This is a genomic window from Bartonella sp. DGB1 (assembly GCF_041345015.1).
Classification (GTDB): Bacteria; Pseudomonadota; Alphaproteobacteria; order Rhizobiales; family Rhizobiaceae; genus DGB1.
This window is the reverse complement of the sequence record NZ_CP166769.1, coordinates 566,700-586,608: the sequence shown is the minus strand read 5'-3', so window position 1 is coordinate 586,608 and position 19,909 is coordinate 566,700. Positions and strand designations below refer to the sequence as shown.

At 33.2% G+C, this 19,909-nt stretch carries 33 protein-coding genes and 1 pseudogene; 11 read left to right on the top strand and 23 right to left on the bottom strand.

Annotated features, from left to right (window positions below; all coding sequences use genetic code 11):
• Positions 1–26: 26 nt before the first annotated feature.
• From AB6T46_RS03000 to AB6T46_RS02945, 12 genes are all read right to left on the bottom strand, one after another.
• Positions 27–521 (bottom strand): gene transfer agent family protein, encoded by a 495-nt coding sequence (locus tag AB6T46_RS03000; RefSeq protein WP_370931933.1) that lies wholly within the window; start codon positions 519–521, stop codon positions 27–29.
• Positions 522–525: 4 nt separating this feature from the next.
• Positions 526–1,191, bottom strand: coding sequence for a phage tail tube protein (locus AB6T46_RS02995; protein ID WP_370931932.1), 666 nt, complete (start codon positions 1,189–1,191; stop codon positions 526–528).
• Positions 1,176–1,577, bottom strand: a complete 402-nt coding sequence (locus AB6T46_RS02990; protein ID WP_370931931.1) for a hypothetical protein — start codon at positions 1,575–1,577, stop codon at positions 1,176–1,178. Before AB6T46_RS02990 ends, AB6T46_RS02995 begins: the two co-directional genes overlap by 16 nt.
• A complete protein-coding gene (locus tag AB6T46_RS02985) occupies positions 1,577–2,041 on the bottom strand; it encodes an HK97-gp10 family putative phage morphogenesis protein (RefSeq protein ID WP_370930986.1) in 465 nt (154 codons plus the stop codon). Before AB6T46_RS02985 ends, AB6T46_RS02990 begins: the two co-directional genes overlap by 1 nt.
• Entirely contained in the window at positions 2,028–2,393 is a 366-nt protein-coding gene (locus tag AB6T46_RS02980) for a hypothetical protein (protein ID WP_370931930.1), read from the bottom strand. The genes AB6T46_RS02985 and AB6T46_RS02980 overlap by 14 nt, the downstream gene beginning before the upstream one ends.
• 153 nt (positions 2,394–2,546) lie before the next feature.
• A complete protein-coding gene (locus tag AB6T46_RS02975) occupies positions 2,547–2,981 on the bottom strand; it encodes a hypothetical protein (RefSeq protein WP_370931929.1) in 435 nt (144 codons plus the stop codon).
• A gap of 86 nt (positions 2,982–3,067) precedes the next feature.
• Positions 3,068–4,807 (bottom strand): phage major capsid protein, encoded by a 1,740-nt coding sequence (locus AB6T46_RS02970; RefSeq protein WP_370931928.1) that lies wholly within the window; start codon positions 4,805–4,807, stop codon positions 3,068–3,070.
• Complete coding sequence (locus AB6T46_RS02965; protein ID WP_370931059.1) at positions 4,788–5,975, bottom strand: phage portal protein; 1,188 nt, start codon at positions 5,973–5,975, stop codon at positions 4,788–4,790. Before AB6T46_RS02965 ends, AB6T46_RS02970 begins: the two co-directional genes overlap by 20 nt.
• A gap of 1 nt (position 5,976) precedes the next feature.
• Positions 5,977–6,747, bottom strand: a complete 771-nt coding sequence (locus AB6T46_RS02960) for a terminase TerL endonuclease subunit (RefSeq protein WP_370931927.1) — start codon at positions 6,745–6,747, stop codon at positions 5,977–5,979.
• Between the two features lie 297 nt (positions 6,748–7,044).
• On the bottom strand, positions 7,045–7,710 hold the full coding sequence (locus AB6T46_RS02955; RefSeq protein WP_370931926.1) for a terminase large subunit domain-containing protein: 666 nt from the start codon (positions 7,708–7,710) through the stop codon (positions 7,045–7,047).
• Complete coding sequence (locus AB6T46_RS02950; RefSeq protein ID WP_370931062.1) at positions 7,700–8,155, bottom strand: hypothetical protein; 456 nt, start codon at positions 8,153–8,155, stop codon at positions 7,700–7,702. Before AB6T46_RS02950 ends, AB6T46_RS02955 begins: the two co-directional genes overlap by 11 nt.
• 97 nt (positions 8,156–8,252) lie before the next feature.
• On the bottom strand, positions 8,253–8,552 hold the full coding sequence (locus AB6T46_RS02945) for an HNH endonuclease (RefSeq protein ID WP_370930993.1): 300 nt from the start codon (positions 8,550–8,552) through the stop codon (positions 8,253–8,255).
• A gap of 211 nt (positions 8,553–8,763) precedes the next feature.
• Here AB6T46_RS02945 and AB6T46_RS02940 point away from each other — a divergent pair, with 211 nt between their 5' ends.
• Positions 8,764–9,648: an outer membrane protein gene (locus tag AB6T46_RS02940; RefSeq protein WP_370931925.1), complete on the top strand. Its 885-nt coding sequence runs from the start codon at positions 8,764–8,766 to the stop codon at positions 9,646–9,648.
• Between the two features lie 255 nt (positions 9,649–9,903).
• Here the strand turns inward: AB6T46_RS02940 and AB6T46_RS02935 are convergent, their stop codons facing one another.
• The 11 genes from AB6T46_RS02935 to AB6T46_RS02885 form a co-directional block, all read right to left on the bottom strand.
• Positions 9,904–10,281 (bottom strand): hypothetical protein, encoded by a 378-nt coding sequence (locus tag AB6T46_RS02935; protein ID WP_370931924.1) that lies wholly within the window; start codon positions 10,279–10,281, stop codon positions 9,904–9,906.
• Between the two features lie 3 nt (positions 10,282–10,284).
• Positions 10,285–10,767 carry a Panacea domain-containing protein gene (locus AB6T46_RS02930; RefSeq protein ID WP_370931923.1) on the bottom strand — a complete coding sequence of 161 codons (483 nt, stop codon included), beginning with the start codon at positions 10,765–10,767 and terminating at the stop codon, positions 10,285–10,287.
• Between the two features lie 36 nt (positions 10,768–10,803).
• Positions 10,804–11,688: a bifunctional DNA primase/polymerase gene (locus tag AB6T46_RS02925; RefSeq protein ID WP_370931922.1), complete on the bottom strand. Its 885-nt coding sequence runs from the start codon at positions 11,686–11,688 to the stop codon at positions 10,804–10,806.
• Complete coding sequence (locus tag AB6T46_RS02920; RefSeq protein WP_370931921.1) at positions 11,675–12,280, bottom strand: hypothetical protein; 606 nt, start codon at positions 12,278–12,280, stop codon at positions 11,675–11,677. Before AB6T46_RS02920 ends, AB6T46_RS02925 begins: the two co-directional genes overlap by 14 nt.
• On the bottom strand, positions 12,267–13,085 hold the full coding sequence (locus AB6T46_RS02915; RefSeq protein ID WP_370931920.1) for a DUF1376 domain-containing protein: 819 nt from the start codon (positions 13,083–13,085) through the stop codon (positions 12,267–12,269). Before AB6T46_RS02915 ends, AB6T46_RS02920 begins: the two co-directional genes overlap by 14 nt.
• Positions 13,078–13,404, bottom strand: a complete 327-nt coding sequence (locus AB6T46_RS02910; RefSeq protein ID WP_370931919.1) for a DUF1376 domain-containing protein — start codon at positions 13,402–13,404, stop codon at positions 13,078–13,080. The genes AB6T46_RS02915 and AB6T46_RS02910 overlap by 8 nt, the downstream gene beginning before the upstream one ends.
• A 48-nt stretch (positions 13,405–13,452) precedes the next feature.
• Positions 13,453–13,683 (bottom strand): helix-turn-helix domain-containing protein, encoded by a 231-nt coding sequence (locus AB6T46_RS02905; RefSeq protein WP_370931067.1) that lies wholly within the window; start codon positions 13,681–13,683, stop codon positions 13,453–13,455.
• Between the two features lie 165 nt (positions 13,684–13,848).
• Positions 13,849–14,094, bottom strand: coding sequence for a hypothetical protein (locus AB6T46_RS02900; RefSeq protein WP_370931918.1), 246 nt, complete (start codon positions 14,092–14,094; stop codon positions 13,849–13,851).
• A 28-nt stretch (positions 14,095–14,122) separates the two neighbouring features.
• A complete protein-coding gene (locus AB6T46_RS02895; RefSeq protein ID WP_370931068.1) occupies positions 14,123–14,617 on the bottom strand; it encodes a hypothetical protein in 495 nt (164 codons plus the stop codon).
• A 14-nt stretch (positions 14,618–14,631) separates the two neighbouring features.
• Complete coding sequence (locus tag AB6T46_RS02890; RefSeq protein ID WP_370931005.1) at positions 14,632–14,967, bottom strand: hypothetical protein; 336 nt, start codon at positions 14,965–14,967, stop codon at positions 14,632–14,634.
• 18 nt (positions 14,968–14,985) lie between these two features.
• Positions 14,986–15,216 carry a helix-turn-helix domain-containing protein gene (locus AB6T46_RS02885; RefSeq protein ID WP_370931917.1) on the bottom strand — a complete coding sequence of 77 codons (231 nt, stop codon included), beginning with the start codon at positions 15,214–15,216 and terminating at the stop codon, positions 14,986–14,988.
• Positions 15,217–15,302: 86 nt separating this feature from the next.
• On the opposite strand from AB6T46_RS02885, the gene AB6T46_RS02880 reads away from it, so the two are divergent.
• The 10 genes and pseudogenes from AB6T46_RS02880 to AB6T46_RS02835 all read left to right on the top strand — a co-directional run bounded on the left by AB6T46_RS02880 (position 15,303) and on the right by AB6T46_RS02835 (position 19,886).
• A complete protein-coding gene (locus AB6T46_RS02880) occupies positions 15,303–15,650 on the top strand; it encodes an XRE family transcriptional regulator (RefSeq protein ID WP_370931916.1) in 348 nt (115 codons plus the stop codon).
• A 226-nt stretch (positions 15,651–15,876) separates the two neighbouring features.
• The gene (locus AB6T46_RS02875; protein ID WP_370931915.1) at positions 15,877–16,002 is read left to right on the top strand and encodes a hypothetical protein; all 126 of its coding nucleotides are present in this window, start codon (positions 15,877–15,879) and stop codon (positions 16,000–16,002) included.
• 380 nt (positions 16,003–16,382) lie between these two features.
• Positions 16,383–16,778, top strand: coding sequence for a hypothetical protein (locus AB6T46_RS02870; protein ID WP_370931914.1), 396 nt, complete (start codon positions 16,383–16,385; stop codon positions 16,776–16,778).
• 9 nt (positions 16,779–16,787) lie between these two features.
• Positions 16,788–17,528: a recombinase RecT gene (locus tag AB6T46_RS02865; RefSeq protein ID WP_370931913.1), complete on the top strand. Its 741-nt coding sequence runs from the start codon at positions 16,788–16,790 to the stop codon at positions 17,526–17,528.
• A pseudogene (locus tag AB6T46_RS02860) lies at positions 17,515–18,133 on the top strand (lambda exonuclease family protein). The gene AB6T46_RS02865 and the pseudogene AB6T46_RS02860 overlap by 14 nt, the downstream one beginning before the upstream one ends.
• Positions 18,133–18,327, top strand: a complete 195-nt coding sequence (locus AB6T46_RS02855) for a hypothetical protein (protein ID WP_370931011.1) — start codon at positions 18,133–18,135, stop codon at positions 18,325–18,327. Before AB6T46_RS02860 ends, AB6T46_RS02855 begins: the two are co-directional and overlap by 1 nt.
• An 11-nt stretch (positions 18,328–18,338) precedes the next feature.
• On the top strand, positions 18,339–18,596 hold the full coding sequence (locus AB6T46_RS02850; protein ID WP_370931912.1) for a DUF2312 domain-containing protein: 258 nt from the start codon (positions 18,339–18,341) through the stop codon (positions 18,594–18,596).
• A 51-nt stretch (positions 18,597–18,647) separates the two neighbouring features.
• Positions 18,648–19,304 carry a DUF2786 domain-containing protein gene (locus AB6T46_RS02845; protein WP_370931911.1) on the top strand — a complete coding sequence of 219 codons (657 nt, stop codon included), beginning with the start codon at positions 18,648–18,650 and terminating at the stop codon, positions 19,302–19,304.
• A gap of 11 nt (positions 19,305–19,315) precedes the next feature.
• Complete coding sequence (locus AB6T46_RS02840; RefSeq protein ID WP_370931910.1) at positions 19,316–19,678, top strand: single-stranded DNA-binding protein; 363 nt, start codon at positions 19,316–19,318, stop codon at positions 19,676–19,678.
• Positions 19,671–19,886, top strand: coding sequence for a helix-turn-helix transcriptional regulator (locus tag AB6T46_RS02835; RefSeq protein ID WP_370931013.1), 216 nt, complete (start codon positions 19,671–19,673; stop codon positions 19,884–19,886). The genes AB6T46_RS02840 and AB6T46_RS02835 overlap by 8 nt, the downstream gene beginning before the upstream one ends.
• Positions 19,887–19,909: the final 23 nt, after the last annotated feature.

Genomic DNA, 19,909 nt, shown 5'->3' with positions numbered 1-19,909 from the left:
TGTTTTAACTGCTGTTAAAAATGACTCTATATCGTCATCATCAAAAGAGGGCTTTTCAACTGAGGATATTTAATTTTGATATATCCTTTAATCATATGAAAAAATTGTTCTAACGATAAACAATCAATCTGGGTAGGAGAAAGTCCTACAACCGCTCCCCACCCATAAAAATCTACCTCACTTAACGCTTGGCTTTTTTTTTTGCTGGTATCTTCTTTAACTTCATCTTCTACAGCCCCAGTTAAAGCTGTGGCTATAATGCTACCACAAGCATTAACCGCAGTTAAAATTGGTTCTTTATCAAAAAAACTATCTGATATTTCTTGTGCTTTAACCTCATTTAAACCACCGCCACAAAGGGCTAAGTAAATTATCGCTTGCACATCTGCAACACTCCAGTTACCCAAAGCTAAACGCTGAGAAATATTACCTAAATTATCAGATAACATTTTCTCTAACTGCAATAATTGTCCTATCTTTAACTTAAGCGGATATTTTTCTTTATCTAAAATCAATTGCATTATTTTATCTCCTGCTTTTTATCAACCTTAGATAATAAACTGCTTTTGGCTTTTCATCATCAGCTACAGCATCTGCAGTTCTACTAACCTGTGACAGTTCCACCGCTTTAAGCTTTTCATCATCAGATAAAGCATCTGCACTTACCTCTGGGAATAGATTCACATCTTGTAAATCTTCATTTGGCTTAGGGTCTAATTTATCTAAAGTTTCTATAGTTAATTTTCCGGTACCTTTAAAATTAATAGTTGCTTTAACCCAGCTAGTTTTTTCAGCACCAATCTCAAAATTTTCTATATGAGCCCAACCTTTATAAATTATTGCTTGCTTTGGAAATTGTACTACCATCTTTATTATCTTAGGCGTGGAGGATAAAAATGCCTCTTGCCATGTAAGTAAAAAATCCTTATCAATTGCAAATTCACTATTCATCGACCAAGCTAAAGTTGTTGGCATTACCGAAGTCCATGGTAAATTACCATTATCATTACAAGTAATTTGCTCTTCTTCAGCAAAACTTTTATTAATTTGTAAAGCTCTAGAATTACCAACACAAAAACTTTTAAATCTTACTTTCTTCTCACCGTCCATCTGGATTATTTCACCTAAATAAACGATGATTTTCTCACCTCTAATGCGGGTGTTATCTTCTGTTATTACTTTTTCTGCCATTTTATTACCTCTATGGTTAATGTTAAAATCCCGTGGCTAATTTCGCCATCTCTATCCAATAACGACATGGATTTAATCTCTAATACTTCTGCTATTAGAACATCGGCTATTGATAATTTACCTAACAAATAATGCTCTAAATCTGAGGTAAGCTGCTTGATATTTTTACTCTCATCAGAAGCCTTACTCCAAATATCAATTTGAACACGCATATCAAAAATAATTCTGTCAAATTCGGTAGTTTTATCAGTCCAAAAACTACCAAAGGTTACATAAGGTAACTTTGGATTATTAACTGGAAAATCTGATATATTTATATCTTCCCAGCCCTTTAAGCTTTTTATCTTTGCTGTTAAAGCATTTTGTACATCTAAAGCTACTGACATTAATTCAGACCTGTTTGTTTCAATTGTTTAACTTTGCAATTTAACTCTTTTCTTATCTTTGCTTTTATTTGCTTCTTTCCTCCATTCCAAACTGGAAAAAAGAAAGGCTGTGCTGATTGATTTATTGTGCCAAATTCAACAAAATGAAAATAATAAGCATCTCTATCTCCTAAATATTTATCTCTAGTACCAGCACTAATATAAACTCGATATTCGCAATTATTTTTATTGAAAGAACCAGCTAAAATATCATTAGGGCGAGCGCCTGAAGCCCAAGTCCAACCGATAGAATTTTTTAAAGCTTCACTATCTACTGGTACTCTTTCACGCATTTGGCGTACAGTTTTATTAGCTTCTTGCTCCATAACCTCAAACGTAGCTTCTAACATTTCTATTTTACGCTCGCGCAATAATTTAAGCCGCCTAGTAAAATTACTTACCTTATCTAAACTAGCTGTTATCACCTTTAATATCCTCTAACTCTAAGATTAAATATTTTGCGTCTCTATTATCTGGAAAAATTGATAAAATATTATATTTACCCATAGACTCTAAACAGCCTGCATCATCAGCATTTATACGCTTACATATATCTCCAGCTTTTAAGCTTTTAGCCTTACAAATATCTCTTATCCTTAATGATAATTTCTTGCTTTCTTGCAAGGCTCCTGCTTGGTAAATTTGAACCGCTGATTTAACAAAAAAACTGCCCTTAGTTTGATAAAATTCTTTAAATTCTTCACCAATTATAAGACCATGCGCATTTTCTACTAATTGCTGACAGTAAAATATAACTGATGCATGTAAAGCTCTCATTGTCTTAAATCCTTATCTTTTTATAAGGAAAGATTAAACGCTCATATTCTTCTAATTCGTAAGCTTTTATCGTGCCTTTTTCGCCTCTAAACTCCCACATACTAGCAACATGTAATCTTAACGCTTGGCGTAAAGCATGCGGTAATGGATAAGCTAAAAAAACCCCCTAAAAGAAAAAGAAAGCCGAGTAATGTCACTATAATTATATTGCTTAAGTTCAGGAGGATTAATAGTTACAAAAATTTTATCATCAATATATTCTATCTTAGCAGATGCACTAATAACTTCATCACCCATATAAAATAATATCTTATCTATCTCACTAGATAATTTAGCAACTGGCAACTCAATAGGCTCTCTAGTGAATTCTCCGTCATAAGTTACATTCACTTCTCTTATAGGATAATTAATTACCTGCTCTAAATGCTCTTTTGCTGATAAAATATAATTTTTTAGCTGGTAACCTTCTTGCGCAGTAATCCCATCAAGACAACAATGTTTGACAAAATCATCATATTCTGCAGTATCAACTTCTTCAGAAAAGCTAAAAGTAAAATTACCTTGCCTTTGCATATAAAGATTATTCATTCCAGCCTCACAAAAATTAGTAGCTGTTGTCTACCTTAAACATAAAGATAGGCAACAATTGTCAGTTGCTATGCTATTAAGCACTCTTACCTGATTTTACTACCTTCAATAATATTAACATTAGTATATATCCCTTCTGGAACACCTTCGTTAATAGCACCATGAATAAATGCAGATGGTCTAAATACAGTTAACGCGATACGACGCTCACCTCTTAAGCTAATAAGGTTTCTATCAAAATCGTCTCCTGTACGAGCTAAAGAAACTCTAGTAAACCAGCGGTCATAAATAGCTGCGCCCATCTTAAAAGCACCAACTAAAAATTTACCTTGCTCAATCGCCTCTGTAGTAACTACAGGAATACCCCAAATAGTTTTTTCTCTTTGTTTAAAAGGGTCACCATGCAAATAACGACCTGTCGTATCCTTAAGACCCATGATATTTTCCCAGTCAATAGGATTAACGACAATACCATCAGCAAAAAAACCAGAAAGTGCTACTTGTGCTCTAGCTAATCTTAAATTTTCTAATGGAGTGCGTAAATTATCTTGTGTTTGAAATTTAGTAACATCTTTAAATTTACTAGCAACCTTCAACAGACCTGTTAACTGATTGTTAGTTCCTGTCCCATTTAAAAGTTGGTCTTCTTCAAACAAATCTAAACCATAAACAAGCCTATCATTAATATATCCTTGTAAGGTAGGAATATCATCCAGAGCCTGCTCGGTAACTTTAAATAAATGAGCAATGGTCTCTACAGGAGCCGTCTTAGTTTCAATAGTAAAATTAGAATAAGGTTTTAATTCGCCTTGCTTAACTATAGAAGCTTTATTAGAAAAATCCTTTTCTACACTATATTGTATAGAGTCACTAGAAGTTTTTCTAATTGGTAATAAATCCCTAATCTTTAACTCTCTACGAGGTAAAGCTATAAAACCACTTTCAATATGTGGCTTTACAAGCCCACCTACACTAGAAGATAACGTACTAATAACATTTTTAACCTCTAGAGAAATTGTACTCTCTTTTGAACTAGGGCGACACTTAAACTGCTCACTCTCAATAAACTGCTGTCCTATACTTTTAGTACTTTCATCCGATAAATCTAATCTATTTAATTGTTTCTGAGCTAACTCTAAAAAATTATCCTTAAGTTCATCAACGGATTTTTTTAATTGCTGACCTTCTTCTTTTAACTGCCTATTTTCTGCTTCAGATTTTTCTAACTTACTATTTAAAGTCTTAGTTTCTTGTTCTAAAGACTTTTTAAAAGTCTCTTCTAACTTCTGAGTTTTTTCTTCTAAATTCTTAGTAGATTGTTCTACCAATTGTTTTACTTCTAATGTTTCCATGGCTATGATTTCCTTTTGTGATTTAACATGTTCTACTCGTGCCAGCTCATTACAAGGTAATGTAACCGGCGATATTTCTTGTAATTCTATTTCTTTTAAATGTTTGGCTCCGCCGATATATTCATAATCTCTAACGAAGTAACCAATCGACAAACCAGATAAAGCACCTGCTTTTAATAACTCGTAAGTCTCCCTTCCTTGAGTGGTACCAGTAACAAGCTTACCCTTTACAAATAAGCCCTTATCATCCTCTTTTACTTCTTGCCAAACACCTATAGGACTATCTCGTTTATGTTGCCAAAGCATCGCAACATTTGTGCCTTTACTTTTATGTTTATCTAAGCTTTTCTTAAAAGCTCCCTTAACAACAACATCATTAGAATGGTCAACAACACCAAAAACAGAGGCATAACCACTAAATTCACCTGTTTCTGCTAATTCTTTAACCTCTAATTTAATTGCCTTTGTTTCCATCAGTTGCCTCCATTGGATTTTGAGTAATTGGAACATATTGCATTTGCATTCTAGGAATATCGCCTCCTGTAACTGGAGATAAACCTTCTAAAGCTCTAGCTTCATTAATAGTCATAACTCCACTAGCTAACATCTTCTGATAATTTTCTGCGCGGGTTTTACTATCGGCTCTTAATAAACCTTCAAAGTTAAACTTAATCCGATAACCTTGCTTACGTTCAGATAAATTAAATAAGGATTTTTCAAAAGCTGACTCAATTCGCTTAATACGTCCACGTAAACAATATTGTAAAAACATAGCGTTAGTGGCTTCAATTCCGCCACCTAATGAACTACCCTTAAAAGGAGCACCTACCATATGTGGAGGAATACCAAAAAATCGACAAATTTCTTCAACCGCAAAAATACGGCTCTCTAACATTTGGCTTTCTGAAAAATTAGCTTGCAAAGAAGTAAGCTTTGTATAAGGTGGTAAAACAGGCGGTTTACCACCGTTTTCACCTAAAGGAGCTAATTCAGCTAAATATTGTTTTACTTCTTGGTATTGCTCTTTAGTTAAATCTTGAGTAAACTCCAAAGCATATTGAGACATTAAGCCATTGATAAAAAACTTCCTTGCTACTTCTTCGCTTGCACTGGCATGTTCAAAAATACCCTTGCCAAAAAACAATGGTTGCCAAGCTTTAACGATACCGCCACCACGACCTTTAATCTCGATAATATCAGCAGAGGTTAATTTTTCGGTTTTATGATAATAATAAATTTGCTCATTCTCAGTAACACGGCTAACATCATCAAACTTTAACGGTATTAAAGAGATTAATTTATTTCCAGCTATAGTCTTTTTAATATAAGCAGTACCAAATAATTCTAACGAAACAACTATACAAGCAAAAAAATCTTCTTTAGTTTGATGTTCATTAGGCGAAAATTTTAACAAGTCATATAAAACACTATCTTTATTATCAATCTCAATGCCTTGCTTATCCCTTGTTAAAATCTCAATTGGTAAAGTAGCTATAGTATCTGCAATAAGGTTAATACATGCCCAGCCCGCAGATATTTTCAATGGACTATTATTACAAATATTATGTGCATTGAATAAATCTATTACAGGTATAAATTTATCTTCTGTTTTTTTCTTTCTAAAAAAATCCAATATAGCCATCTTAACCCCCACTAAAGACATCTAAAAAGTGGTTCATAGAATTAGACCGCACATCCATTAATTGACTCATCAATATATGATGTGCATTAAATAAACCTATTAACGGGTCAATCTTTGCTCTACCGCTGATTTTCTTAGTGATATAAACAGCACTGCCACGTTGTTCTAATTTGGCATTACCAATAACCCATTCCATCAGTAAGCTACCGCTATGAAACAGATTTTTATCTTTAATAAGTTTTTCAATCTCTTGAATAGTACCGCTTAATTTATAACCTTGAGGAACTGCAGTAACAGCTCCAGCTACACCATTTTGAGTAATAGTAAAACCTGCATTTTGTAATTCTAATAAAACACTAGAAATACCGGCACTATCTACACCAATACCAGCAATAGCAGGTAATTTACCACTAGCATTAACTTGCTTTACTAAATTAACAATAAAGCTAGTTTCTTCACCGCTTTTATTATAAAAGCTTAAGCTACCTTCCCGCTCAAAATCAGTTAATTGTACTGCTATATCTTTACGACGTTCTAAAATTATCCTATCGGCTAAAGCATGGAAATAACTATAATATTTCCTGTAGAGGAATTTAAAACCAAGCACACATAAACCTAGTAAGTCATCTAAACCACCACCATCAATACCAATAGTTACCTTATCGCTTTTGGCTAAAAGATTCTCAACTGAGGCTAACGAATAATCTATACAATCCTTCCAATAAGGAGCAACTCCCCAAACTTCACCGGTTAAATCAGTAGCAATTTGCACGTTTAAATGTTGTGATAAAAAAACGATTTAAACTAGCCTCACCTGCTCTATCGGCTTCATTAAAAGCCTCTTTTAAAAAATCTAAATTAACGGATAAACCTAAATTAGGTGTTACATATTTCCAAAGATTAACATCGCGCCATTGCTCATCATCACCTGATTGAACCTCTTGCGGAAATTCATATAATATTGGCAGGGTTCTAGTGTCTCTTATTTCACCATCACGTATTTTCCTAGCAACTTGTAACTGTTCTTTAAATACTCCTTTAGGAGCTTGGTCACTTTGCGTAGTAATAGTTAAAATAAAACCTTCTGCAACACAACACTAGCCATACCACCACGTAACTGAGTAATAACTCGTTCAGCCTGTGGCAAAGAAGCAATAACATGCAATTCATCAATTAATACAGCAACTGGTTTTACTCCGGTAAGGGTTTTAACATCAAAGCTTTTAACTCTTAAAACTGCTCCGGTTTGTAAATTTTTAATTTCTCTCTTATGGTAAGTAATATGAAATAAATTACTTAAATACGTATCTATTTCAATCATTCCGCATAATTGTTCAAATGATATCTTGGCTATATCCAATGTAGGAGCTACTATTAGCATTTCTGCATTAGGGCGCTCATTTAAAATCAGATTAACTAACATTATCGCCGCACCGCCAGTAGTCTTACTATTCTTCTTAGGTACAAGGCAAAAAATATGATTAATCATTCTTACCTTATTTTTACTATCCCATGAACCAAATATCGCACGAACGATATCCCTAAACCATTCACCCGCTGAATCTTTCATTAAAGGAGTGCCAGCAACATCTGGTAAACAAAGACGATTAAAACAAGCAACTGCAAAATCTGCTCTTTCCTTATTAAGTGGTAAATCAGGAACTAAGCTTTTACCAGCCTGTAAAGATTCCCACCAATTAGGAAATGATAAATCCCAATATTTATTATTTTGCATTTACCCAACCTCGAGGATTAAAATTATCTGCCAATTCGCTAGCTTGTTCCTTTTTACTAACATAGCTAGACCTTTCGTCGCCTTTAATCATTTTTAAAAGACTTCTTACTGCGGTTTCTTTTCCTTGTTTGGCATTTTCTAATAAGAAATCTGTTAGCTGTTCTTCTTTTTGCAAAATAAAATATTCACGCATCGATAATAAACCAGCAAATGACACCTGAAATACAGATAGCTCTAGCTTTAGCAAAATTGCTATTTTTTCATCTGACCAATTTAAACCCAATAATTTTTTAACCTTCTCTAATTCTTCTGTAGAAGGCGTATAAACACCGTTACGCATTATTCCTTGGGTCATTACCGTGGAAATATTAGTAACTTTCTGTGGAAAACTTACGTTTTTGTTATTTTTTCCTTGCTTAGCATGTTTCATAATTGCAAAAATCATCCCAAAATCAAAGTTTTTTTAAAAAAAAAATCTCCAGAGTTGAGCCCCCTCCCGAACAAAAGAGAGCCTCCTAAAAAGCTAACTATTACCCCCCCTTTTAATTATTTTGTCGCATTTTCTTAGCCAGGGAGGTTTTCTTATTATGGCAAGAAGCACATAAAACCTGCAGATTACCTAAATCTGTACGGCTTCCACCATCTTTTATCTCTTTAATATGGTCAACATATAAACGTTTGGTGGAGTTACACCAGCTACACTTATAACATGCACGCTTTAAAGCCTGCTTACGTAATGATAACCACTCCATAGAACTATAAAAACTATCCTTAACCCTTGGCATAAAACCAATGGAACTAACACTACTGCCTATAGATGATTTATTAAATGATATCTTCATACAACCAATTTACTACCGCTATAAACAAAGTAACAGAGTCTGTAGAACGTAATTTTAAATAAAATTGATAAATAATAATATTTATAACTATATATTTATAGTTTATTATTATATAAATAAGTATTTATTGTAGAGGATTCTACTGTACTTATATTAACTGTTTACTATTTATTTAAGTATTTATTTTATTTAATTATTTTATGAGGTTATTATGAAATTAAAATATTTGTATTATATTTTACTTGGTTCAGTCTTCTCAATGAGTCAAGTATCTGCTACTACCGTAAGTAAAAAAACCGACTTACCAAAACCATCTAATAGTAAAGTTTTAGACAATAATTGGTCTGGGGTTTATGTAGGCTTGCAATACTCTCTCGCGATAAATCACATTAAGAATCCTTCCATGAAAATGACTTTAACTGGAAGAGAGCCTGGTTACAGTTCAGGGTATGAAACCAAGACACTTGGAACAGAAACAATGGGAGCGGTTACTAACTTATCTCATTTAGGAGGATTATTCTTAGGTTATAATCACGCAATTATCGAGCAAGTAGTTGTAGGTGCGGAATTAGATGTATCTTATAAATTAAAGGCTCATGAGATTCGTTATAAAGAAGCAGATAAACACACAAAATACTCTCCAAAGTATACACACATGGAATTGCCTTTAAATAGCTATTTAGATAGTTCTTTACGTGCTAGAATTGGTGTAAATTTAGGTGATTTTTTACCTTATATTGCTGGTGGTATTAATGTAATTTACGATTTACAAAACAAATATAAGGAAGAACACGCTAAAGGGATGGTGGAAAATGATGGAATGACAGAGAACGATATTAACGATATGACAATAAAAATTGAAGGTAATAATAGCAGCTTACGTTTTAGCTGGAATCTAGGAGCAGGTTTAGAATATAAACTGCATAAAAATATAAGCGTTCGAGCAGAATATCGTTATAATAATATTAGCTCTAAACAAGATAAAAAAATAATTTTTACCCAAAAAGAAGATGAAAAAATAAATCAGACTTTAACTTATGGCTTAGACGGTCTCAGTAGCCATGATGTACGTATTAGCTTCAGCTATTATTTCTAATATAATTTATATAAACTCTGTGAAAACCCTATAATTTTTTATAGGGTTTTTTATTGTCTCTATTTGGGGGAACAAATACTAGTGTTAAAACTCAGTAGATGCACATCGTAGATATGAGATAACACAATAATTAAATTAATTAACTTGTGGTGCAGAAAACAGTCAAACCTACAGCACAAATAAAAATAAGACTTATAGATGCACCACAAAATGAACTGCTCGAAAAATTAGAATAGTTGTAGTTTATACGGACTACTAACACTTTTCATGCTCTCTTTTTATACGCTCCCATGTGTCCCGCCAATTTTCTTGCATCTCTATGCTGTTAATCTTACGTTTATACCCAACTTTAGATAAGTCCTTTATGACTGCGCTAATAAGACCTAAACATATAAGAATGATAAACATAATTACTAAATTGTTATCAAATTGACCTAAGTTATAATAATGCACACTTAATTGCACTACAGTTACAAAGATAGATATTAATAAACCATCGGTAAAACGATTTAACAAAATCGTTAAAGGTCTTAAACCAGGACACGCTTGTTTCTTGGTTTTCCTATGCTTATTAACGTCTTCTATGACACATTTTACTATGAGCTCTATATCACTTTCTGTTACGTTCGTCATTAATCACGCTCTCTTTATATAGGTATGCTCAGAATTTCTTATAGCTAAGGCTTCTGCATTAATTAGTTCTGGTGGTATAATTTGCCGGTTATTATATTGGTATACTTGAGCCCAAGCTCCAGATTTAGAATGAGTTATTTCCACTAACTTGGCGGACGTAGCTTTACCAAATACTTTATTTATGTTAGATAAGAAACATTCTTGGTTTTGAGTTAATTCACAGCCTTTTTGTTCTATCTGTTCTGATATACAACCTGCACCATATGGTATTAATTGCCGATACAATTTAGGAACTACAGCTCCATACATCCAAGCCTCAAAATCTTCTCGTACTAAAGGTAAACATGTTTCAGATAAATATAATAAATGTGCTAAATAAACTAATTTTTGTATCTTAAGATTTGTGTATTTATAATTACCTGCTCTAATAAAAAAATTAGCAACCTCAGATGCAGAGACCAAGTTTAATTTAGTTAAATCTGTCATATCTCCTCCAGATTAGATACCTTTACCTAACTCAAATCACATCACATTTAAATCACGTGGTTTTCTTATACCAGCTTGTAAACCTAAGTTAATAGTCGCTAATACATCCTTAGCCTTTAATCCTAAATAGAAACTATTATGTTCTAATTTTGATATAGCTTCTATCTTACTTAACACATGAGCACCAACCAAGGTACCAAGATTAAAAGCCGAGGTAGATAACTTATTAATAGCTGTACCAGTAGCGGAATAACGAAGCTGTTGCATTTCCTCAGCCACTAATTTATCTACATACATAGCGACGAAAAAATTATCGTCAAGCAAAGAACTTACAGATGGCTTTTTAACTCTAGTAACATGCTTAACAGCGGGCTTAGGCTTTGTGATTATGTCTTTTATCCAGTTAGGCAAAGTAACAATATTAGTAAAACTACCCTTAGCTATATATTTCTTACCATCTTCCAGAATAGCACCGCTAGCAATAACATAACCACCGGCACCACGCACATCTACCCCTTGAGGCAAATCTCCTGTAGCATTACCTAGCATTACATCTTTTGGTTGTTTAAAATAAAAATGAATGCCGTTATTAGCTGTAATAACTGTAAAAATATTGCTAATATCATATTCATAGTGTTTAAATAGCTCTAATAGATTAGCCACACCATCAACATTAGCTTTTTTATCAGCATCTAACACTATTAAGTTAGATTTTCCTAAATCTATAGCTGGTATTGCATCTGGGTAATTGTCCCACCAAAGTTTTATCTGCTCTAAATCTAAGGTTGAAATAGCGCGCCAGCTTTGTTTTAATAAAGGTGCTTTAGCTCGCTTACCTTTTCCCCTACATGGAAAGATATAATAACCTGCTTTTGCTAATGTTACAGCGGATAAATAATTTTGCTCTTTAAGCTTTTCCATAACTATTTACCCTAAACAAGCTCTTACAATTACGGTTAACTTGTCGCAGTTTTGATATTACTTCATCAGGAGTTAACTTCCTTCCCTCAAGCTGACGCCAAGAAAAATTATCCAATACATAATCGTTAATTGCATCAAGGTCTGCAGAATGTGAATGAATAGTTTTTAAACCATAGTGATAATAATCTTCCCTAGTTAATAAACCATCTGCAACTAGCTTGTTATATTCAAAAGGACAAACATCCTCTAACACAATTTTACCATATTGCTTTATCGCTAGCTCAAGCTGTTCTTCTCGCGATTTAGTTAAATTATTTGCAGATTCACGACGAGACAAGATAGCTCTAACTAACCGGTAAAAATGGTCAATTGAAGGAACATAACCTTTTAATTCACCATGATGACCCATAAACAAATCATCAACTAACTTTTTAGTTTCATCAGCTGTTAGAGGTGCAACCGCCTTAGCATATTCAGTCATAAACATGCTGATATTTTCAATTAGGGTTAGCTTTGGTGAACGTAAAACCGTGAACAACCGTTTTATTTGTTCAGATTTCCTTTCAATTTCGTTAAGTTTAGCCTGTTGCATTCACTTGCTCCTTTTGTCCAAAATCAGTAAAAACCTTACTAAAATCCATATCTTTCACTGTTTCAGCCTGTCGCTTATGGTCATTGTTCCAGCTAGTAACGGGTAAGTTAATAACCTTTGCTGGTTCATCTTCCCAACGCTTTTGGTTTAAAAATGTTGAAGGGTTAAGCCATTGATAACTCTCAGGTTTGGATTGCTTGTATCGTCGCAAACCATCCAAAATAACATCACAGCTTGCCGTCTCCCTAGCCAAGCTATAAGCTTTGATAGCTACCGACTTACCAACCTTATGCGGATATTCTTCCCAAAAAATATTAAAATCATCTGGAGGGATTTTTGCTTTTTTGACAAATACTTTAGTATTTGGTTTTTTATTATTGTTATTGTTATTGTTATTAGCTTCAGCGGTGCTTGTAGGGTCGCTATAGCCACCCTTAACCATTCGTTGCTTTTTGGCTTCAGCACCTTTAATGCCGTTTTCCTTCTGTTTATTAAGATAATTTTTAGAATCTTCTAACTCTTTAGCTACCTTATTATTCCAAAGCATATTATCAGCAGTAATAAAAATTTTACCAGCTGATATTAAACCATCTAGCAATCTAGTGAATTTTTTCTTGCTTATTCCGCCAAATAATAAAATTAATTTATTATAATCTGCAGTAATAGCCTTACCTGCTTTATACATTTCAGAAATAAGAGAAATATATAAACCTCTTTCCTCAAGTGTTAAAAATTTATTTCCATCCAACCAATCATCAGGATTAAATTTTATCCAATTAACTTTAGGTGTTGCTTCTTTATTCATAATCATCCCCTCCGCTAGGGTTAGCATTAGAGATATTTAATTCTTTTGATACTTTATTATTCCATAAAGAACCATCTTCTAATTGGATTATTTTATTATCATTTATTAGTTCCTCTAAAGCTTCACTAAATTCTTCTATGCTTGCACCGCAGATTCTACTTAATTTTTTTACATTTAGTGCTATAGGTTCTTTTTTATTATACATAAGCATTATTAGAGTTATGTAAATACCCCTTTCAAAAGGGGTCATTCCACTAGTTCCTGCAAGCCACTGTTCAGGATAAAAACTAACCCACGGTATATTATTATCTGCACTCATTGTTAATCTCCTTTGAGTTCTCTTTAACAATTTAAAAAATAGCAACACTTACTTCTGTTCAGTATTCCCTACTTCAAAAATTACTTTTACCTTTAAGGCTGTTGTCATTTTTAAAATTGTTTTTAGCTTAGGTTCCTTATTACCTACACGCCATTGATATAATGAAGAATAAGAACAGCCAGACAAGCCTTCTAAATCTTCTAAGGATAACCCTTGTTGCTTACGTACTTTATCAAGAGTAAAGCCGATGTCTTCAGGGCTGGTTATAAGATGTTTCATTATTTACTTTCCTTATTGCTTAGTCTTAGTAGTATTCTATTAAAAGTTGCAGGTTCATTTAGAAAATTGTAAAGTTAGAGAGACAAAAAACAAACTACAATTTAGAGAGGAATAAACTCATGACTAAACAACCTGCAACTATTACCAGCCATCAGACTGATAACTCTAATCCTCATCACATATTTTAAAATATCTTGTAGTTGGACTCTTATCATCAACAACATAGTTCTCTACGCTAGCACGCATTGGTAAACGTTCATCTAACCAAATATACCCAGCTTCTATACTATTATGATTTGCTATTCTAATGCTCGCTGTCACAGTGTTATCTCCACCCGCATGTATTTTAATGTCGTGTAGATATAACCCCTTACTAGCTAGAAATTGCTTTATCTCTTCTATATTAATCATTGCACGCTCCTATAATTGACATATTCACCTAATTAACTGCTTCTGGTATTTGGCTCGCATCTGTTATTTCAGTAGGCGCGTCCTTTTTCTGGCTATTGTTATAATCTACTTGCTTATTATGCTCTCTAATTTCAGACTCTAGACAACAAAGAAAGCCACCAGAAACTGCTCCTGCATATAAGATAATTTCTTCTTCACCATGGAAAATTTTTAATATATCCCTGCCGTAACGGTCTCTGGATGCCTCAAACTTAAAATTATTATTCTTTGAAAATTGTAATTCTAAGTTTTTGTTTAAAATTAACCTTGAGATAATATTATTAGGATAGGTTCTTACATGTCCATCTGTACCATAACGTTCTTTAAGTTCAGTCTCTAGCCGTTTCTTCTCTTCTTCTAATTTGTTATGTAACACTAACCCATCCAGTCGTCTGGCTTCTTTAGTTTGCTTTTGTAATTTTCTAAAAGCGTAATAAAAAACCAAAGATGGTAAAGTAGCTATTAATATTAAGATTGCTGTCATGTTAGTTTCCTTTGTTAAGTGGTTTTTTTACTTCTAAATTTTATATATTTTATCCTATTCCGCGGGAAATAGATTGCCTCATCTCCCCAGTCTTCGTTCTTAACTCCTTTCACTTCCATCCAGGCAAAATTAGCATCTGACACATGTGTAACGTACATCATTATGTCCCCGTTATCTAAGAAATAAACCCCTGAATTAGGGCTATCTTTAAACAGATAGGTATTTGCACAATGAAACGTACGGTTATCCTCTGTTACAACTGTAATTTGAGTAATTGCGTTATTACTGAACATCTCCCGCCATTCTGGAGCTAGATTAATTGTATTTCTCTGTAATTGTATGTTTTCCATCTTAGTTTCCTTTTCCTACTATGGGCTGTTTGTGTTACTTGATTCAACCTTAGGTTGTATTTCGCCAACGCAACTATTACCTTGCGGGGGAGTTAGGGATTGTAATAAATATGCTACACCTCCGCGATTTGGGATACCATATTTTTCCCAACGCCATACGGTGGACTTATTAACTCCTAACTTTTTAGCCATTTCATCTAAAGTTAAATTAAGATTTTTACGAATATGTTTTGCATCTATTTTTGTCATACTAATATGTATGCATTATGATTATAAAAATGTCAAGGCGAAATGCACATAGATTATTGTGCATTATGTTAATAAGAGGTAATACTATGTCTGAGAAAAAACCTGAACAAGCAGAAAGACTTACTAAAGCACGAATTGCAAGAGGATTTAAAAATGCAAGAGCTGCGGCTCTTTTTTTTGGGTGGGCGTACCATACATACATCCAACATGAACAAGGTCTAAGAGGGTTATCCCGTAGTGCTAAACGCTATGCAAAAGCTTTTAGAGTAAGTGAGGGCTGGCTATTAACAGGAGAAGGCACAGAGCCTAAAATGAGCAACGCGCCTATCCCTGAATCAGTAGCTATTGAAAACGAACTTAATCAACTTTTGGCAAATGCAGATGAGGCAAAATTAGCTCTATATCTACGTGTTCTGAAGTCTCTAGATTCCTAACACACTCTATAAATACTTTTTTTTTCAAAATCCAGACTTTTAAATAATCTTAAAATCTCATTTTTTGTATTCATAAATCTACTTTCTATTATTTTTGTAATTAAAATATGTGCATAAAGACAACATTTTTAATTGACTTGTAATCATTATGCATATACATTATACCCATAGACCACGAAGAAGCAACGGCTGAACTGGTCTAGGTAAGAAGATAAGAAGTCGTGAAATGAACGAATTAGAAGAGATAAAGAAATTAGCTAAACAGATAATAAGCACAGGGGATAATAGGCTTAAATTACAATTATACGGCTTACTATGCGCCCTAGCTGATAAGGCTAAAGATAAATTATGAGGTCGAGATGATTAAAAAAATACCAGTAGGTTTTAATAAAGTAATGATTATTAAACAATTACCTAACGGCGCAATAAGCAGAAAGATTGTTCCCGCTCTAGAACAGGCAGTAAGTTAAAGTTTTCAGGCACTGTAGTGGTTAATTGATTTCGGCGATTAGCCACAAAATAAGACGTTACTTAGGAGTATAAAATGAATATTGGCTTAATTTTATTATGTGTATTAATAGCACTGTTATTTATTTTGGCTATTTCGCCTAATTCAAATCAGTAAATCAACCCTGCCCTTTACGGGGGTAATAACTAAAGATTATCAAACAATTTAAAGCTTAATGCGATTTCTCGCCACGGATGTGCTTTACCTAAAATAGGGATAATAAAATGAGTGTTATAAAAGTTAAACTTATCTTAGGTGGTCATTGTAAGGATTTATTTAAAGATAATCCAATGCAATTTGAACTAACTACTAACACAGATATAGATGTCTTTATAAATGATTTAGAGCAGTTATTAGACGATATCTTTTATGACATAGCTTACTTTAAAAATGATGCAGAGCGAATAGATTGGGTAAATCATAAAAATAATACTATGGGCAATACTAACGAAGCCATGTCTAGAAGCTGGTGTAATCTACATGCCAGCAGATTAAACTTTGAGAATGATTGTTTACCAATTTTCGTAAAAGAATCTGACTATTATCAAATGTTAGTAGATGAAGCAGAACAAAATGCAGAACTTGAATTTAGTGAGATGTTAAACACAAGATACTTATAGGATATTAATATGACACATTCACCTTTAGCCCTTATGGCACAAAAATATAATTTTTCACCTGAGAAATTCAAAGAAACAGTAGTAAAAACATGTATGTCAGGAGACCCTAAACCAGAAGAATTTCACGCTTTTATTTCAGTAGCAAATGAATATGGTTTAAATCCCCTAACTAAAGAAATTTATGCCTTCCCTAAAAGGGGCGGTGGTATTATGCCAATCGTATCTGTTGATGGCTGGGTAAAGATAATTCATTCTAATAACAAGTTTGACGGATTACAATTTAGAGATAATCTAGACGAAAATGGTAAGTTAATCTCTATAACCTGCTGTATAAAATTAGCAAATGTAACCATGCCAATAGAGGTAACTGAATATCTAAGTGAATGTATGCAAAATAGTGACACTTGGAAAAAGTACCCTTCTCGCATGTTACGTCATAAAGCCTTAATTCAATGTGCAAGATATGCTTTTGGTTATAGCGGTATCTTTGACGAAGATGAAGCCCACCGTATAAATCAGCCAGTGTTAGAAGTTACAACAATTGATATAGAAAAAATACAACAAATTAAAAACTTACTAAAAACTACAGCTATAGATGAAAATACTATCTTAGAACATTTTAACATAGCTAGCTTAGAAGAATTAACAGAAACCCAAGCGGAAATAGCTTTAAAGAAATTACAAAAAAGCCAAAAGAAGTTAACCAAGGATAACAATAGTTACTTAGAGTATAAAGATGCAACAGAATAGCGCAGAATGGTTTCAAGCAAGGCTTGGTAAAGTAACCATCACGTATTTACGATATTATTGCTAGCCAGAAAAATGGAGAGCCTCTGAAGAAATATTCTGATTATAAAATGCAATTGTTAAGTGAAAGGCTAACAGGGCAAATATTCTCACAACCAACTAATAAATATATGGACTGGGGTGTAGAATATGAAGCACAAGCTAAAGAAGAATATAAATTTTTAAATGATGTTGTAATAACTGAATGCGGTTTTATAAACCACCCTACTATAGCTATGAGTGGCGCAAGTCCTGATGGATTAATTAATGCAGATGGACTTATTGAAGTTAAATGCCCTCAATCTACCACACATTTAGATTTTTTACTTAATGATAAAATCAAACCCGAATATATAGCACAAATGCAGTGGCAAATGGCTTGCACAGGTAGAGCTTGGTGTGACTTTGTTAGTTTTGACCCGCGCTTTGAAGGTAAATCAGCAGGTTTAAGAATTAAAGAAAAGCGCATATTACGTGATGATAATTTCATCGCCGAAATAACAGTAAAAGTTAGTAAATTTTTACAAGAAATAAAAGATATGGAAACACAATTAAAGGAGACGCAATAATGGATATAGAAGAAAAATCAGTAAAGATAATCGCTCAAGCAGTTAAAGAAACATTGCTTGAATTAAGAAAAGATATTGTAGCAGGTCAAGACTCAATAAAGCTTATTGATAATATTATTCTTTCTTTAGACAAATCTACAACTGACACTAACAAAGCTAATTATATCAATAACCCATCTAAAACTATTAATTAGGAGATAAAAAAATGAGTGAAATTCTCGAAGAAAATCAAGAGACAGTCACAGCTAAACAATTACTTTCATTCATCGAAAGAATCGAAAGATTAGAAGAAGAAAAAAACACAATCAACACAGATATAAAACAAGTTTATCTTGAGCTTAAAGGCAATGGTTTTGATGCGAAAGCAGTTAAAACAATTATAGCTTTACGTAAAAAAGAGGCTGATGTCTTACAACAAGAAGAAGAGACATTAAAGTTATATAGAGAAAGATTAGGAATTTAATAATTCTAGGTGGTAGGGGCTACTCACCACATTAATTTAAGGTTAAATACGATGGATGATAAATTACGTAAAAGAATAGAAGCATTACTTGCTATGACGCAAGAAAATGGATGCACCCCAGCCGAAGCAGAGAGCGCCAAAAGAAAAGCGGAAGAGCTACTCACGCGTTTAGGAGTTAATGAATCCAATTATCAAATGCATCATGAGATATACAGATTTAAATCTGATTTAATTGGTTATTTATATTGGAAATGTGTTGTCATCTTGGTGCGCAGAGTTACTAATGTTTTTACATTAACAGGTAAAGAAACAGAATATCATATATATGGTAAAAAGCCTTATGTAGATATAGCAACTTATATTTTGGAAGTAGCACAAACAGGTGTAGAGCGTCAAATTATAGATTATAAAAAACGCAAATTAATACCGCCATCTACTACTAATTTAAATGTTAGATTGTTTATGCAAGGGTGTATAAAAAGAATATCTCAAAGAATTTTAGAAATATTTTCAGACAATATTGACAAAGAAGAACTCTTATCAGCAAAAAATTATTGTTCCACGATAACCAAGTGGAAAAACGGCAATAACTTATCTATGGCCGATATAAACGCCCCTGCCTTTGCGGAAGGTCAACAGGCTGGCGACAAGATTAATTTAAGCAAAGCAGTAAATCGTAACCAGCTTAATGGCGGATACCTTAAATAAAAGGATTAATAATGTATGGATTAAATAGAGTTACCTTAATAGGACATGTTGCAACAGATTTAACCTTTTTTGAACTTAAGTCTGGAATAAAACTGCTAAAATTCCGTTTAGTTACTTCTGAGAGATGGAAAGATAGAGACGGAGAAGTTAACGAACAGTTAGAATGGCACACTATCGCTGTTTTTAATGATGCTCTTATAAATTTAGCAAATAACCTTTTAGAAAAAGGCGATGGTGTGATGATTGAAGGTCGACTTCATACCAGAAACTGGAAAGATAAAGAAGGTCACAAGCACACTACTGCAGAAATCATCTTAGATAAATACTCAGGTAGATTAGTGTTATTGCGTAAAAAGGATATTCAGAATGACTGAGAAATTAACCAACGTAAAAGAAACTGATAAATTACTCAATGCAAGAGAAGTCGCCTCAATGCTTAATGTATGTGTGACTACACTTTATGCTCATATGAAAAAAGGCAATTTTCCTCAACCAGTACAAATATTAAATTCAACGCGGTGGAAGCTATCAGATATAGAGGAATATATAGATAGCCAACCTCGCGGAGTAAGAAATCAGTAATTGTAATTATACCAAAAAGAGGA